This window comes from Rugamonas aquatica (genome assembly GCF_009380215.1).
GTDB lineage: Bacteria > Pseudomonadota > Gammaproteobacteria > Burkholderiales > Burkholderiaceae_D > Rugamonas > Rugamonas aquatica_B.
The window spans coordinates 767,487-783,616 of sequence record NZ_WHUG01000001.1 but is presented as its reverse complement, the minus strand read 5'-3'; the positions used below and the strand labels follow the sequence as shown (position 1 = coordinate 783,616).

The window sequence follows — 16,130 nt, the reverse complement described above, 5'->3', positions numbered from 1 at the left end:
TGTTTATATCGTAAGTTCTAGCCTTTCTTGCAAGCTGATATAAACGATATGTTCAATTTCATTTGCCGTGCCGGCATCGCAGGCATGATGCTGGCTGGCGGCGCGATGGCCGCAACCTCCGCTCCACAAACGGCCGATCAGTGGCGCCAGGCCGCCATCGCCGACATCGAAACGGCCTACCGGATCACGCTGGACAATCATCCCGGCACCCACGATCCCGCCAATCCCGCATTCGCATCCAATCTGGCCAAGGCCCGCGCTGAAGGCCTGGCGCTGGCGGCAAAGGTGGCCGACGGCGGCGGCTACCAGGCCGCCTTAAAACGCTTCAGTACCCAGATCCATGACGGCCACGCGGGCGTCTCCGTGCTGAGCGGGGCAAGCAAAAAGGATCTGCTCTGGCCCGGCTTCGTCGCCGTATGGCGCGGGGACAGCATGCTGGTCTACGCCTCGGAAGCGGGCGGGCCGCCGGCCGGCGCGCGCATCGATGATTGCGATGGCAGGAACATGACCGAGCTGGCGGAGACCAACTTCTTCGCTTTCGATGGCCTCAGCGAAGAGCGCGGGAACTGGTGGGCCTATGCCGGCGACACCTTCATCGACTTCGGCAATCCCTTCGTGGCGCGCCCCGTGCAATGCCGCTTTACCTTCAACGGCAAGCAGATCGCCCACACCCTCAACTGGCGCCCGCTCAGCGAGCAGGGCACCAAATGGAGTGAAGCCAGCTTCAACGGCCCCTTGCTGCCGGTCGGCTTGAGCGAACCGCGCGCAAAGCTGTACTGGGCGGCGATGCCGACCTTCCATCCCGACGAAGCGCAGCGCGCCGCCTACCGCGCAATGACGGCGGAGATACAGGAACACCGCCAGCGCTACCTCGATGCCGACGCCATCGTCATCGACCTGCGCGGCAACCATGGCGGCTCCTCGTTGTGGAGCCGCGATTTCTCCCGCGCGCTGTGGGGCGAAAGCCGCGTGAACCGCTTGCGCAAGATGTACTCCGCGCAGCAGCAGATATGGTGGCGCGCTTCGGCGGACAACAGCGCCTACGTGCGCCGCATGGCCGCGACGCTGCGCGACGAAAAGCAGGAAGCGTTTGCCGCCGAAATGGACCGCGTGGCGGACGGCATGAAGGAGTCGCTGCAGCGCGGCGAAAAATTCTATGTGCCGCCTACGAGCGCGGCGAACATCGGCGCCGACGACCGCGCTCTGAATCTGGCCGACGACCGCGCTCTGAATCTGGCCGACGACCGCGCTCTGAATCTGGCCGGCGATCTGCCGCCGTTTACCAAGCCGGTGTACGTGGTGGTGCCGGGCCAGTGCGCCAGCGCGTGCTTGGATGCGCTGGACTATTTCACGCTGTTCCCGAACACGAAGCTGATCGGCGCACCCAGTTCGGCCGACTCCACCTACATGGAAGTCCGCAGCCAGAAACTCGATTCCGGACTGGCCAAGGTCATCATCCCGAACAAGGTGTACGTGGGCCGGCCGCGCGCGGCGGGGCAGTTCTACTCGCCGGCGATCTACGTTCCCGACCTGGATTGGACGCAGCAGGCCTTCCTGAAAGTGATCGAGGCCGACCTGGCCAAGCGTTAAACGCTAGCGCCCGTGGTGCTGGACCATGCGGTTGAGCGCCACGCGGATGGCCGGTATCAGCTCGCCGGCGGTCAGGCCTATCGGGCCGGCGCCCTCCGTCACCAGCACATCGGCCGCCATGCCGTGCAGCCAGACCCCGGCCAGTGCGGCTTCCCACATCGGCCAGCCTTGCGCCATCAGGCTGCCGCACAGGCCGGACAACACATCGCCCGTGCCGGCCGTGGCCAGCGCCGGATTGCCGGTGGTGTTGATGACGGCATCGCCATTGGGCGCGGCGATCACCGTGCCGGAACCCTTCAGCACCACGCAGGCGTTCAATTTCGCCGCCAGTTTGCGGGCGGCGCCGACGCGGTCGGCTTGCACCTCGGCGATGGAGCAGTCCAGCAGCCGCGCCGCTTCCAGCGGATGCGGCGTCAGCACGCTGCCGCCGGGGCGCTGCGCCAGCGCTGCTTGCAGCCGGGGATAAGCCGCCAGCAGATTGAGGGCGTCGGCATCGGCCAGCAGCGCGCTGCCGCTGGCGATGGCGCTGGCCAGCACGTCCGACGCATGCGGCGACGCGCCCAGGCCAGGGCCGATCACCAGCGTGGCCTGCTCCAGGTCGAAACCGGCCGCCACGCGGCACATCAGCTCCGGCTGGCCGAAGTCGCAGGGCAGCGCATCCTCCACAAACAAGGTGTAGACGCGGCCTGCGCCGCTGTTGAGCGCCGTGCGCGACGCCAGCAGCGGTGCGCCCGTCATGCCTTGCGCGCCGCCGATCACCGCCACGTTGCCGTAGCTGCCCTTGTGTGTATTGTGGCGCCGTGCGCGCAGGCGGCGCGAGAAGAACTTGACGTCGTTCAGGTGCAGCCGCGCCGGTGCGAAGTGGACGGCGTCGATATCGAGGCGCGACACCTCCACCAGGCCGGCGTAATCGCGGCCGTCGCAGGTATGCAGGCCGGGCTTGTTGCCGATGAAGGTGACGGTGTGGGTGGCGTGTACCGCGACGCCGTCCGGGCCGACGATGGCGCCGGTGTCGGCATCGAGCCCGCTCGGCAGGTCCAGCGCCAGCACAGAGCATTTGAGGCCGTTGACCGTTTCCGCCAGCGCGCGCAACGCGCCGGCCAGCGGACGTTGCAGGCCTATGCCGAACAGGCCGTCGACCACCAGCGCCCATTCGGTGCCGGTGATCGCTGCCGCGTCCAGGTCGTCGAAGCGGGCGTCGCTGGTTTGCGCGCGCTGCATCGCGGCCGCGCGCTCGGCGGACGGCTCGGACTGCGGCGGGAAGTGCAGGATCGTCACCTGGGCGCCGGCATAGGCCAGATGGGCCGCCGTCTCCAGCGCGTCGCCGCCGTTGTTGCCCGGGCCCGCCAGCACCAGCACCTTGGCATTGGCGGTGGCGAAAGGCAGCAAGTCCAGCGCGGCATTGGCGCCGGCCTGGCCGGCGCGCTGCATCAGTACACCATCCGGCAGCGCAGCGGCGGCGGCTTGTTCGATGGCGCGTATCTCCGCGCTGGAGTAGAGTGGGTTCATGGTGTAATTTTAGCATCTAAATTATGTTGTAAGCTCGCTGTCCCGTGCGCGGCCGAGCTACTACAATATACGCTTCAGTCATCGTAACGAGGCAGGCATGGATTGGCAATTCTGGATAGACCGGGGCGGTACGTTCACCGACATCGTGGCGCGTCCGCCCGATGGACGCCTGCGTACGCTCAAGCTGCTGTCCGAGAATCCCGAACACTATCCCGATGCGGCCATCGCCGGCATCCGCCAGCTGATGGGCGTGGCCAAGGGCAAGCCGATTCCGGTGGCGCAGATCGGCGCCGTCAAGATGGGCACTACCGTTGCCACCAACGCGCTGCTGGAGCGCAAAGGCGAGCCGACCGCGCTGGCCATCACGCGCGGTTTCCGCGATGCGCTGCGCATCGCCTACCAGAACCGTCCGCGCCTGTTCGACCGCCACATCCTGCTGCCTGAGCTGCTGTACAGCCATGTGATCGAAATCGACGAGCGCATGGGTGCGCATGGCGATACCGTGCTCGATCTCGACATGGAAACCGCCCGCGCCGGCCTGGCCGCAGCCTATGACATGGGCCTGCGTTCGCTGGCCATCATCTTCATGCACGGCTACCGCTATCATGCGCACGAGGTCAAGGTGGCCGAGATGGCGCGCATGATGGGTTTTACCCAGGTCTCGGTTTCGCATGAGGTGAGTCCGATGATGAAGCTGGTGGCGCGCGGCGACACCACCGTGGTTGACGCCTACCTGTCGCCCATCCTGCGCCGCTACGTCGACCAGGTGGCGAAGGAGATGCCGGGCGTGAACCTGCAATTCATGCAGTCCAGCGGCGGCTTGAGCGACGCGCGCGCCTTCCACGGCAAGGACAGCATCCTGAGCGGCCCGGCGGGCGGCATCGTCGGCATGGTCCGCGCCAGCAAGCTGGCGGGCTTCGACAAGGTGATCGGCTTCGACATGGGCGGCACCTCGACCGACGTGTCGCATTTCTCCGGCGAGTTCGAGCGCGTGTTCGAAACCCAGGTGGCTGGCGTACGTATGCGCGCGCCGATGATGAGCATACACACGGTGGCGGCGGGCGGCGGCTCCATCCTGCATTTCGACGGCAGCCGCTATCGCGTCGGCCCGGACAGCGCGGGCGCCAATCCGGGGCCGGCCAGTTACCGGCGCGGCGGGCCGCTGGCGGTCACGGACTGCAATGTCATGCTCGGCAAAATCCAACCGCATCACTTCCCGCAGCTGTTCGGCGCAGAAGGCCGGCAGGCGCTCGATGCGCAGGCCGTGCGCAACCACTTCACCGAACTGGCGGCGCAGATCACGGCCGCCACCGGCAAGGAAAGCACGCCCGAGCAGGTGGCCGAGGGTTTTATCGAAATCGCCGTCGGCAATATGGCCAATGCGATCAAGCAGATTTCCGTGCAGCGCGGGCACGACGTGACCGAATACACGCTGACCAGCTTTGGCGGCGCGGGCGGGCAGCACGCCTGCCTGGTGGCCGATGCGCTGGGTATGACGACGGTGTTCGTGCATTCGCTGGCGGGCGTCATGTCGGCCTACGGCATGGGGCTGGCCGACCAGACCGTGATGCGCGAGGCTGCGGTGGAAGTGCGTCTGAGCGTTGAAGCGCTGGTGGACCTCGATGCGCGCCTGCACGCGCTGGGCCGCCAGGCGCGCGCCGACCTGCATCACCAGGGCGTTGAGGATGAGCGCATCGTGCTGATACGGCGCGCGCATCTGCGCTACGAGGGCACCGATTCGGCGCTGATCGTGCTGTTCGATACCGCCGACAGCATGCAGGCGCAGTTCGAAGCGGCATATCGCAAGCGCTATTCCTTCCTGATGCCTTCCAAGGCGCTGATCGTCGAGGCGGTGTCGGTGGAGGCGGTCGGCAAGTCCGATGCGCCGTCGGAGACGGTGGAGCCGGCCGCGCGCCGCGTGTCCGGCCTGATGCCGCATGCGGTGGTGCCGATGTACACCGGCGGCAAATGGCGCCAGACCAATCTGTATCAGCGCGGCGCCACGCGCATCGGCGATATCGTCAAAGGCCCGGCCATCATCGCCGAGGCGAATGCGACCACCATCGTGGAAGCTGGCTGGCAGGCCGAGGTGACGCTGCACGACCATCTGGTGCTCAAGCGCGTGACCGCGCTGCCGGAGCGCCGCGCCATCGGCACCAGCGCAGATCCGGTGATGCTGGAGATCTTCAATAACCTGTTCATGTCGATCGCCGAGCAAATGGGGCTGCGCCTGCAGAACACAGCCTACTCGGTCAACATCAAGGAGCGGCTGGACTTCAGCTGTGCCATCTTCGACGCCGACGGCAACCTGATCGCCAACGCGCCGCACATGCCGGTGCACCTGGGCTCCATGGGCGAGAGCATCAAGACGGTGATGCGCGAGAACGCGGGGCGGATGCGCGCAGGCGATGTCTTCATGCTCAACGATCCGTACAACGGCGGCACCCATCTGCCGGATGTGACGGTGATCTCGCCGGTGTTCGACGAAGCGGGCGTGGACATCCTGTTCTACGTCGGCTCGCGTGGGCACCATGCGGACATCGGCGGCACCACGCCTGGTTCGATGCCGCCGGATTCCCGCGTGATCGAGGAAGAGGGCGTATTAATCAACAACTTCAAGCTGGTGGATGGCGCCAATGCGGGCGTCGCCGGCGGCCAGCTGCGCGAGGCCGAGACGCGCGCCTTGCTGGCGGGCGCGCGCTACCCTGCACGCAATCCCGACCAGAACATGGCCGACCTGCGCGCGCAGGTGGCCGCCAACCAGAAAGGCGTGGACGAGCTGCGCAAGATGGTCGCGCACTTCGGGCTGGCGGTGGTGCAGGCCTACATGGGGCACGTGCAGGACAACGCCGAGGAATCCGTGCGACGCGTCATCAGTGCACTGAAGGACGGCAGCTACACGCTGCCGCTGGATAACGGCGCGCAGATACAGGTGGCGGTGCGGGTCGACCAGGCCAGCCGCAGCGCGGAGATCGACTTCGCCGGCACCTCGCCGCAGCTGGAGAACAACTTCAATGCGCCGTCGGCGGTGTGCATGGCGGCGGTGCTGTACGTGTTCCGCACGCTGGTCAACGACGAGATTCCGCTCAACGCCGGCTGCCTGAAGCCGTTGAAGGTGCTGATACCGCCGGGCTCCATGCTTAATCCGCACTATCCGGCATCGGTGGTGTCGGGGAATGTGGAGACGTCGACCTGCATCACCAACGCGCTGTACGGCGCGCTGGGCGTGATGGCGGCGGCGCAGGGCACGATGAACAATTTCACGTTCGGGAATGCGCGCTACCAGTATTACGAGACCATCAGCGGTGGCTCCGGCGCAGGCCCGGGCTTCGACGGCACCAGCGTGGTCCAGACCAATATGACCAACTCGCGCCTGACCGATCCCGAAATCCTGGAGTTCCGCTTCCCGGTGCGGCTGGAGAGTTACGCCATCCGCGAAGGCAGCGGCGGAGCGGGGCAGTGGCGTGGCGGGAATGGCGGCACGCGCAAGGTGCGCTTCCTCGAACCGATGACGGCGGCGATCCTGTCCAACAACCGTATCTACGCGCCGTTCGGCATGGCGGGCGGCGAGCCCGGTGCGCTGGGCCGCAACACGGTGGTGCGCGCGGACGGGCGCGTCGAAGAACTGGCGCACATCGGCAAGACTGATATGCAGGTGGGCGATATGTTTGTCATCGATACGCCGGGCGGCGGCGGCTACGGTCCGGCCGGCGGCGAGGGCGGACAATGACGCCGCTGCCGGCCGGTAGCTTCCTGCTGCGTCCCTTCATCGCCGCCGACGCGCCGGCCTTCGCGGCAGGCGTGCGCGAGTCGATGGACAGCGTGGGCATGTGGATGACCTGGGCGCACGCCGAGTACTCGGAGGAGCAGGCGCTGTCCTGGTTCGACTGGTGCGACGCCAGCCGCGCCGATGGCAGCGCGCACGAATTCGGCATCTTCCTGGCAGACGGCACAACGCTGGTCGGCGGCGGTGGATTGAACCAGCTGAACGCGGTGAACGGCTTCTGCAACCTGGGCTACTGGGTGCGCGCCTCGGCGCAAAGGCAGGGCGCGGCGGCCGCCGCGGTGGGCGCACTGTCGCGCTACGCCTTCGAGCAGCTGAATCAATCGCGGGTGGAAATCGTGATCGCGGCGGGTAATGAACCCAGCGCCGCAGTGGCCCGCAAGGCCGGCGCCACGCATGAATGCCTGGCCCGCAACCGCCTCAAGCTGCGCGGCCTATGCGTGGATGCCCACGTCTTCTCCATGATACCGGCCTAAGCTCGCAGGCCGGTGCGCCTGCCGATACCGTCGGCATCGAAAAACAGTACCAGCGATTCCCGGCTTGTCCATGGCAGGGAGGCGGCGTACAGTTTTGGTTCGATGAACAGACAGGAAGGGAGGACACAGTGCGTACGCTACTCAAGCTCCTGCGCGGACGAGGCTCGGCGAACCGCGCGATCCGGTCGGCCTTCCTGCTCTGCGCCCTGTACTTCGTGACGTGGTACCTGATTTCCCACCTGTCGAACTTCCCCGGCTCGCTGATGTTCTGATTACGCCGTCGTCGCGATACCGTACTTGCGCTGGGTGTGCGAATACTGCGCCTGCAGCGCCTCCAGTGAAGGATGGGCCGGATCGATCTTGCGCATGCGCTCCAGCAGGAAGGAGCATTGCTCGGCCAGCGGCACTTCCCAACCCAGATCGTCCAGCTGTTTGAGTATCGCCGACGTCGCCGCCGGCAGTAGCGACATATTGGCCGGCGCCTTGCGCAAGGCTGCGTTCAGCGTATCGACCGCCGCCCGCAGATCGCCCTGGCCGCGCTGCTCGGCCGCGTGGGCGATCAGCTCTTCCACGTGATGCTTGATCTGTTCACCCATGCCTGCCGCCAGATCGTGGCGGCCCGCCTTTTCGAACACCTGCACCGCATCGTCCATCGACACGCCGCTTTCGGTATCGTTCATCAGGTTGAGCATCAGGTCGGACGCCTGCTGGTCCAGCTTCACATTCAGACAGCTGTGCACCAGACCGATTTTCAGCCCGGTCGACAGGCCACGGCTGGCGCCGACGGCATTGACGGCGGTGGTCAGCTCGGCCGCCGCCGCGGTGATATTGCCGCTCATTTCCTGCAGCAGGCCGGCGGCGATGGCCCGGCAGGCCTCGACGTTGGCGCTGGCGCGCAGTGAGCGTTCCATATCGCGTATCACGCCGCTGGCCTGATTGGCGTCGCCTTTCTTGACCAGCGTCTTGACCAGCTTGACGTGGTCTTCCGGGTCGCGGAATTCGGAGTACTTGGCCTTGGCCACCACCTGCTTGAACGCCTTCTCGGCGACGCCGACATCGCCGGTCTCGAACGCCACTTCGCCCAGGTGGCGCAGGCGGTGCACCATGTTGGGCGAGATCGCCACCGCGTCTTCCAGGATCTTCTTGGCCGATTCCTGCTGGCCCAGCGCCTCGTGCGTGCGCGCGAGCAGGTCGTAGGCCGCCATGAATTTGGGATTGTGGGTCAGCAGATCCTGCAGCGTGTCCTGCGCCTCGATGTACTTCTGCTGCCCGAACTGGCAACGCGCCATGCCCAGGTGCGCCCAGGCGATGGGGCGGGTCATCAGGATCACCTGGTACACCACCTCGGCCTCGGCCAATTCTTCCAGCCTTACCAGCAGCTCGGCGCGCAGGCGCGCGAAGTCGATCGCGTAGCGGGGATTCTTTTCTTCGGCTATCCCGCATTCGCCGATGGCCTTGCGGATGCTGCCCATTTCCACCAGCTGGTGGATCGGCAGGAATACGTCGCGCCGCTCGACCGCCTTGCGGATGCGCTGCAGCAGCGCGTCCACGGTGAACGGCTTGAGCACGTAATCGGTCGGCGTCAGCTCGGCCGCGCCTATCACCTTGCTGTAGACGCCTTCGGAAGTGAGCATGATGAAGATGGTCGATGGCAGTATCAGTTTGTGCAGGCGCAGGTCTTCCAGCAGTTGCTGGCCGTCCTGGCCATTGTTCTCGCCGCTGCCGTTGCCCAGGTCGTACTCGCACAGCACGATGTCGAACGGTTTCTTGCCCAGCTGGCGGATGGCCGTGCCGGAACTGACCGCGTAATCGATCTTGGTGATGCCGGCCTGGTTCAGCATATTGTGCAGGCTGCCGCGCATCCCTGGGTTGGGGTCGACGATCAGCACTGACAAATCACTATATTCCGCCATGTTACGCATCCTAGCTAAAGTTAAATCTAGCATACTCCATGGCAAGTCAAAATGTTATGAAAACCCGGCGCTTTGCCCCGGGCATGGGCATAAACCGGCCAAAAAGGGCTGAAAATGTTGCTTTGGCGGCAGTTTTTGGCCCGAATTGGCGCTGTATAGACGAGGGCGTAAAGGGTATAATGCGCGCAAAGGAAATTATGCATTACAAGTATCTCGTGCTCCATCTACCTTTAAACCGCAGCCACGCTGCATCAACCATCCTCCAACCATGTTGATTCTGCCGGGCTCCAACGCCCTGTCCGCATTCCGTAGCCAACGCCTGTTAACTCAACTGCAAGCCGCGCTGCCTGCCGTCGCCGCCGTCCAGGCGCGCTATGTCCACTTCATCGATGCCGCCGCGCCGCTATCGGCCGACGACACCAGCCGCCTCGGCGCGCTGCTGACCTACGGTGAGCCGGCCCACGCCGACAACACCGACGGTGCAGTCGAAGAGTTCTTCGTCATTCCGCGCTTCGGCACGATCTCGCCGTGGGCTTCGAAAGCCACCGACATCGTCCATAACTGCGGCATGGCGCACATCAAGCGCGTCGAGCGCGGTATCGCCTTCCGCATCAATCTGAAGACCGGCATTTTGGGCAGCAGCATCGGCGCCGCCAAGAAGCTGTCGGACGAAGAAGTGCAGGCCGTCGCCGCGCTGCTGCATGACCGCATGACGGAATCGGTGCTGCGCCATCCTGACGAAGCCGCAGGCCTGTTCCGCACGCTGGAAGCGAAGCCGCTGGAATCGGTGGACGTGATCGGCATGGGCAAGGCAGCGCTGGAAAAGGCCAACACGGACCTGGGCCTGGCGATGTCGGACGACGAGATCGAGTACCTGGACGCCGCCTTCACCAAGGCCGGCCGCAATCCGACCGACGTTGAGCTGATGATGTTCGCGCAGGCGAACTCGGAGCACTGCCGCCACAAGATCTTCAACGCCGATTGGACCATCGACGGCGAAGCGCAGACCAAGTCGCTGTTCGGCATGATTAAGAACACCCACCAGCTGCAGCCGAAAGGCACCATCGTCGCCTACAGCGACAACTCGTCGATCATGGAAGGCGCGGAAGTGATGCGCTTCTTCCCGCAGGGTGACGCGCACCAGTACTCGCCGACCACCGAGTTGACGCACACGCTGATGAAAGTGGAAACCCACAATCACCCGACCGCGATCTCCCCATTCCCTGGCGCCTCCACCGGCGCCGGCGGCGAGATCCGCGATGAAGGCGCGACCGGCCGTGGCGCCAAGCCCAAGGCTGGCCTGACCGGCTTCACCGTGTCGAACCTGATGCTGCCGGGCGCCGTGCAGGCATGGGAAAACGACGCCGACGTGACCGCGCCGGTGGCCGACTACCGCAACAGCGGCAAGGCCTACGGCAAACCAGACCGCATCGCTTCGGCGCTGCAGATCATGATCGAAGGCCCGCTGGGCGGCGCTGCGTTCAGCAATGAATTCGGCCGTCCGGTACTGGGCGGTTACTTCCGTACCTACGAACAGAATATCGGCAAGCAGTTCGCCGGCGCGCACGACACCGTGTTCGGCTACCACAAGCCGATCATGATCGCGGGCGGCATCGGTAACATCTCCGGCCAGCACACGCACAAGAACGACATCCCGGTCGGCAGCCTGCTGGTGCAGCTGGGCGGTCCTGGCATGCGCATCGGCATGGGCGGTTCGGCCGCTTCGTCGATGGCGACCGGCACCAACACTGCGGACCTGGACTTCGACTCGGTCCAGCGCGGCAATCCAGAGATGGAGCGCCGTGCGCAGGAAGTCATCAACGGCTGCTGGCAGCTGGGCGCCAACAATCCGATCATCTCGATCCACGACGTGGGCGCCGGCGGTCTGTCGAACGCCTTCCCGGAGATCACCAACGACGCCAAGCGCGGCGCGATCTTCGATCTGCGCAAGATCCCGCTGGAAGAAAGCGGCATGGCGCCGAAAGAGATCTGGTCCAACGAGTCGCAAGAGCGCTACGTGCTGGCGATCGCGCCGGACAGCCTGCCGATGTTCAAGGCGCTGTGCGAGCGTGAGCGCTGTCTGTTCGCCGTCGTTGGCACCGCGACCGAAGAACGTCAACTGAAGCTGATCGATCCTGAGCTGGGCAACGAGCCGGTCGACATGCCGATGGACGTCCTGCTGGGCAAACCGCCGAAGATGCAGCGCGACGTGCATCACGTGCAAAACGAATTCCCTGCGATCGACCTGACCGGCATGGACCTGGAAGAAGCCGCCAAGCGCGTGCTGCTGCTGCCTACCGTGGGCGACAAGTCCTTCCTGATTACCATCGGTGACCGTACTGTGGGCGGCATGTCCGTGCGCGACCAGATGGTCGGTCCATGGCAGGTGCCGGTGGCCGATTGCGCCGTCACCGCGATGAGCTTCGAGGGCTACCTGGGCGAAGCGATGGCGATGGGCGAGCGTACCCCGCTGGCCGTGATTAACGCCGCAGCGTCGGGCCGCATGGCCGTCGCCGAGGCGATCACCAACATCGCCGCCGCGCCGATCAAGGATATCTCCGACATCAAACTGTCCGCCAACTGGATGGCCGCCTGCGGCCAGCCTGGCCAGGATGCAGCACTGTTCGACACCGTCAAGGCAGTCGGCATGGAGCTGTGCCCGGCGCTGGGCATCAGTATCCCGGTAGGTAAGGATTCGCTGTCGATGCGCACCACCTGGAAGGACGAGGGCGACGCCAAGGCTGTCACTTCGCCAGTTTCGCTGATCGTCTCGGCCTTCGCGCCGGTGCACGACGTGCGTAAATCGCTGACTCCTCAGATCAAGACCGATGCCGGCGACACCGCCATCATCCTGATCGACCTGGGTCGCGGCAAGAACCGTCTGGGCGCATCCGCGCTGTCGCTGGTCATGGGCCAGCTGGGCAACGAAGCACCTGACGTGGACAGCCCTGAAGACCTGAAAGCCTTCTTCACCGCGATCCAGCAACTGAACAACGACGGCAAACTGCTGGCATACCACGACCGTTCCGACGGCGGCCTGTATGGCACGCTGACCGAGATGGCCTTTGCCGGCCGCGCAGGCCTGTCGATCAATCTCGACATCCTGACCTTGGAACAGGGCCACGGCGCCGACCAGGGTGACGCCAAGAACTGGGCCGGCCAGATCGCCGAACGCCGCAACGAGCAAACACTGCGCGCGCTGTTCTCCGAAGAGCTGGGCGCTGTGATCCAGGTTCGCGCCGAAGAGAAGTCGCTGGTGATGGACGTGCTGCGCACCTTCAACCTGGGCGCATGCAGCCATATCATCGGCAAGCCGAACGACCGTGGCGTGATCGAGTTCACCCGCGACGCTAAGATCATCTACGCCAAGCCGCGCTCGGAACTGCACCGCCTGTGGAGCGAGACCAGCTGGCGCATCGCCCGCCTGCGCGACAACCCGGCCTGCGCCGATGCCGAATACGACCGCATCCTGGACGAAACCGATCCTGGCATCACGCCGAAGATCACCTTCGACCTGACCGAGAATGTGGCCGCGCCGTTCCTGGCGACCGGCGTGCGTCCACGCGTGGCGATCCTGCGCGAGCAGGGCGTCAACTCGCACATCGAGACTGCATACGTGATGCACCAGGCGGGTTTCAACGCCGTCGACGTGCACATGAGCGATCTGATTGCGGGCCGCGTCAAGCTGGATGACTTCCAGGGCATCATCGCCGTCGGCGGCTTCTCGTACGGCGACGTGCTGGGCGCCGGCGAAGGCTGGGCCAAGACGATTCTGTTCAACGCCGCGCTGGCCGATCAGTTTGCCCGCTTCTTCGCGCGCACCGACAGCTTCGGTCTGGGTGTCTGCAACGGTTGCCAGATGATGAGCAATCTGAAGTCCATCATCCCTGGCGCGCATGCGTGGCCTAAGTTCACCACCAACAAATCGGAGAAATTCGAAGCGCGCTTCGCGATGGTGGAAGTGCTGGACTCGCCGTCGATCTTCTTCAACGGCATGGCCGGCACGCAGACCGCGATCGCCATCGCTCACGGCGAAGGCTATGCGGACTTCACGCAGACCGGCAACATCAGCGAGGCTGTGGCAGCGATGCGCTTCGTCGACAACCGTGGCGCCGCTACCGAAGCCTATCCGTACAACCCGAACGGCTCGCCGCAAGGCCTGACATCGGTGACCACGGCCGACGGCCGCTTCACCGTGATGATGCCGCACGCCGAACGCGTATTCCGCTCGGTGCAGCAGTCGTGGCACCCTGAATCGTGGGGCGAGGATTCGCCTTGGATGCGTATGTTCCGCAACGCGCGCAAGTTCGTTGGCTAAGTAACAGTAGGGTAAGCGAAGGCCGGAGCGATCCGGCCTTTTTTATATCCAGCCCAGCAGCCCGCCGAAGACTGCGAGCGCTACGCTGACGCCAGCGGCAAGCGTACCCACCACGGCGATCTGCCGCTTCAGCGACGTCATGTCGTGCACCCAGTAGGCGACGACGAAGAAGGGCAGGTAGCCGATCAGCCAGATCAGCCAGGGCGCGCCCAGGTTCCACGCCGGCCATTCCCAGACCAGCGCGCCGATGTGGTTCAGCCAGACTTCCACGCACACGCACAGCACTGAATTGACGGCGGCCAGCAGCCAGCGGTTGTTGATGCCGGCGATCTTCAACTTGCGGTCCGCGGGCAGCGTGCGCGCCGCATACAGCCCCATGATGGCAAACATGAAGCTGATTTCGATGTTCAGGCCGATCAGCAAGACGTAGGCTGAACCGTTCGGTGTGCTCCAGGCCGGCGCAAAGCCGGAGAAGTGAAATAGCAGGCCGTTCCAGATCTCGTTGACCCAATCCATCAGCCAGAACGCCAGGCCCGCCAGCACCACATTCCAGCGCCTGGCGGCGGCCTGTTCGCCGTAGGCGTGGATCACCAGCAAAAGCAGCGGAATGATGTACCACTGAAAATGCGATGCGTTGCGGACCAGTTCCTGGGCTTGTGCTGCGGATGCTGCGATCATGGTTTGCTCCCGTGGTGAAGATGAAACGATTCTAGGCAAGGGGAGCATTGCTGGCTTGACAAGGCAGGACATAATTTTTGACAATTCAGGCCATGCAGAAAACTCCACCGGCCATTCCTGGGACCTACGTCCGCATGCTGTTCGATTATCTCGAAGGGCAGGGCTGCGCCGCCGAGGCGGTCCTGGGGGAGCCTGCGCCTGCGGCGGATGCCGGTGGGTTGTCCTATTCCGTGGGGCGCTGGCAGACGTTGCTGGAGCGTGCCGCGCAGCACCTGGACGACCCCGCGCTGGGTCTGCGGGTTGGCGCGACCATCTCTCCGGCGCATTTAGGGGCGTTAGGCTACGTTCTGCTGGCATCCAGCGGGGTTCCGGCGGCATTGGAGCGCTACGTGCGCTATCAGCGACTGGTGCACGATGTCAGCCCGGTCGGCTATCGGCTCGACGGCAATGCGCTGGTGCTGGAGTGGAGCGCCGAGTCGCGCGGCGTGGGATTGCTGGTGAATCAATGCGGCATGGCGGCGCTGGTGCAGTTCGCCCGGGATATCACCGGCAGCGGTGTGACGCCTCTGGCGGTGCACTTCGTTGAGCCGCAACCGGCGGACATGGCGCCGTATGCCGCGCTGTTCCGCTGCCCGCTGGTTTTTGCTGCGGACGCCACCAGAATCGACTTTGCGGTTAGCTTGCTGAGCTTGCCGCTGCGCCAGCCTGATCCAGCTTTGGTGGCGATGCTGGAGTCTCAGGTGCAGCATCGTCTGGCGTCGCTGCCGCAGAAAGACGACCTGGCGCAGCTGGTTCGGCGCCATATTGCCAGCAGCTTGATTCAAGGCGAACCGCTGCTGGATCAAATCGCGGGCGAATTGAATATGTCCGGCCGCACGCTGCGCCGGAAACTGGAGCAGGGCGGTAACACGTTCCGAATGTTATTGGACGAAACTCGCCTACAGATGGCGCAAGGCTATTTACGGGATAAACGTCTGGCATTGCCCGAGGTCGCATTGTTATTGGGCTATTCCGAGCAGAGTGCTTTTAATCGCGCTTTTTTACGATGGAGTGGCGATACGCCCAGTTCATGGCGTAGAAAGATGTTTATTGGCCTCGCGATAACTGAGCGCTGAAAGCCGATGTTTTTCTTTTGATGTGAAGGCGCGGACTGCATCGGGATCATGACGGGCATAATCCCGTAATGCCCAGCCGATTGCCTTTTGTATGAAAAACTCTTTTTCGTGCGCGAGCGAGAGGGAATAATTAAACAGCCTTTCAACATCCATCTTGTCGCGCCATCCTAATTGATGCAATAAGGCGATACGGCGTACCCACATATCGTGTTGCTTGAGAGCCTGGTCCATTCCATCATGGCGATAACGCAAAACATCGCCGATTACCGAAGCCAGTGCATCGACCGTATCCCACCACGATTTATTCTGGACCAGTTCCAGTAGAACGGGAATATGTGCCAATTCCAATTGTTTGCTATGCATCGCCAGCATATCGATTGCGACGTATTGATACTCCCTTTGCGGCAACTCCCATAATGCCCTGGCGTAAAGAATCAAATTATCCGCGCCTATGCCTTTTAATTGCTGGAGCAATGGCTTGGCGGCAAGCCGTCGTTGCGGCGTGCCGATGCCCAGAAAATCGAACTGGCCGCGCATGTACGCGCGCATGGCGGGCGCACGCTCGGGCGTGGCGACGTGGGTGAGGGCGGCATCGAGCGCGGTGCGGAATTCAGGAGTCATCGCCTGCAAGTATAGATGATTTTGCGTGTAGCCCCTTGGGTAAGCCAGAACCTGGCACGTATTTGCCAGCTTCTGGCTTAGGATGGACAAAAGAAACGGCGAGTGCCACGTCGTCGCCGATCAAAT

At 64.1% G+C, this 16,130-nt stretch carries 10 protein-coding genes; 6 read left to right on the top strand and 4 right to left on the bottom strand.

The annotated features are described in order from the left end of the window. Positions 1-48: 48 nt before the first annotated feature. Entirely contained in the window at positions 49-1,590 is a 1,542-nt protein-coding gene (locus tag GEV02_RS03380; protein WP_152836504.1) for a S41 family peptidase, read from the top strand. 3 nt (positions 1,591-1,593) lie between these two features. Here GEV02_RS03380 and GEV02_RS03375 read toward each other — a convergent pair whose 3' ends face one another. Beyond that, the gene (locus GEV02_RS03375; protein ID WP_152836503.1) at positions 1,594-3,099 is read right to left on the bottom strand and encodes an NAD(P)H-hydrate dehydratase; all 1,506 of its coding nucleotides are present in this window, start codon (positions 3,097-3,099) and stop codon (positions 1,594-1,596) included. A gap of 97 nt (positions 3,100-3,196) precedes the next feature. On the opposite strand from GEV02_RS03375, the gene GEV02_RS03370 reads away from it, so the two are divergent. From GEV02_RS03370 to GEV02_RS32760, 3 genes are all read left to right on the top strand, one after another. Next, positions 3,197-6,829 (top strand): hydantoinase B/oxoprolinase family protein, encoded by a 3,633-nt coding sequence (locus GEV02_RS03370; protein WP_152836502.1) that lies wholly within the window; start codon positions 3,197-3,199, stop codon positions 6,827-6,829. Next, positions 6,826-7,359 (top strand): GNAT family N-acetyltransferase, encoded by a 534-nt coding sequence (locus GEV02_RS03365; protein WP_152836501.1) that lies wholly within the window; start codon positions 6,826-6,828, stop codon positions 7,357-7,359. The genes GEV02_RS03370 and GEV02_RS03365 overlap by 4 nt, the downstream gene beginning before the upstream one ends. Positions 7,360-7,487: 128 nt before the next feature. Further along, the gene (locus GEV02_RS32760) at positions 7,488-7,631 is read left to right on the top strand and encodes a hypothetical protein (RefSeq protein WP_168167389.1); all 144 of its coding nucleotides are present in this window, start codon (positions 7,488-7,490) and stop codon (positions 7,629-7,631) included. Here GEV02_RS32760 and GEV02_RS03360 read toward each other — a convergent pair whose 3' ends face one another. Next, positions 7,632-9,272, bottom strand: a complete 1,641-nt coding sequence (locus GEV02_RS03360; protein ID WP_152836500.1) for a response regulator — start codon at positions 9,270-9,272, stop codon at positions 7,632-7,634. A 268-nt stretch (positions 9,273-9,540) separates the two neighbouring features. Here GEV02_RS03360 and purL point away from each other — a divergent pair, with 268 nt between their 5' ends. Next, complete coding sequence (gene purL / locus GEV02_RS03355) at positions 9,541-13,590, top strand: phosphoribosylformylglycinamidine synthase (RefSeq protein ID WP_152836499.1); 4,050 nt, start codon at positions 9,541-9,543, stop codon at positions 13,588-13,590. 42 nt (positions 13,591-13,632) lie between these two features. Here purL and GEV02_RS03350 read toward each other — a convergent pair whose 3' ends face one another. Next, complete coding sequence (locus tag GEV02_RS03350) at positions 13,633-14,268, bottom strand: hypothetical protein (protein ID WP_152836498.1); 636 nt, start codon at positions 14,266-14,268, stop codon at positions 13,633-13,635. 77 nt (positions 14,269-14,345) lie between these two features. On the opposite strand from GEV02_RS03350, the gene GEV02_RS03345 reads away from it, so the two are divergent. Beyond that, on the top strand, positions 14,346-15,383 hold the full coding sequence (locus tag GEV02_RS03345; protein WP_152836497.1) for an AraC family transcriptional regulator: 1,038 nt from the start codon (positions 14,346-14,348) through the stop codon (positions 15,381-15,383). Here GEV02_RS03345 and GEV02_RS03340 read toward each other — a convergent pair. After that, on the bottom strand, positions 15,336-16,004 hold the full coding sequence (locus GEV02_RS03340) for a DNA alkylation repair protein (protein ID WP_152836735.1): 669 nt from the start codon (positions 16,002-16,004) through the stop codon (positions 15,336-15,338). The two genes, GEV02_RS03345 and GEV02_RS03340, sit on opposite strands and share 48 nt — an antisense overlap. Positions 16,005-16,130 lie beyond the last annotated feature (126 nt).

Coding starts and splice junctions, on each gene's coding strand:
- GEV02_RS03360 (WP_152836500.1), bottom strand. CDS start 9,272: ATGGCGGAATATAGTGATTTGTCAGTGCTGATCGTCGACCCCAACCCA.
- GEV02_RS03370 (WP_152836502.1), top strand. CDS start 3,197: ATGGATTGGCAATTCTGGATAGACCGGGGCGGTACGTTCACCGACATC.
- GEV02_RS03365 (WP_152836501.1), top strand. CDS start 6,826: ATGACGCCGCTGCCGGCCGGTAGCTTCCTGCTGCGTCCCTTCATCGCC.
- GEV02_RS03380 (WP_152836504.1), top strand. CDS start 49: ATGTTCAATTTCATTTGCCGTGCCGGCATCGCAGGCATGATGCTGGCT.
- GEV02_RS03375 (WP_152836503.1), bottom strand. CDS start 3,099: ATGAACCCACTCTACTCCAGCGCGGAGATACGCGCCATCGAACAAGCC.
- GEV02_RS03350 (WP_152836498.1), bottom strand. CDS start 14,268: ATGATCGCAGCATCCGCAGCACAAGCCCAGGAACTGGTCCGCAACGCA.
- GEV02_RS03340 (WP_152836735.1), bottom strand. CDS start 16,004: ATGACTCCTGAATTCCGCACCGCGCTCGATGCCGCCCTCACCCACGTC.
- purL (WP_152836499.1), top strand. CDS start 9,541: ATGTTGATTCTGCCGGGCTCCAACGCCCTGTCCGCATTCCGTAGCCAA.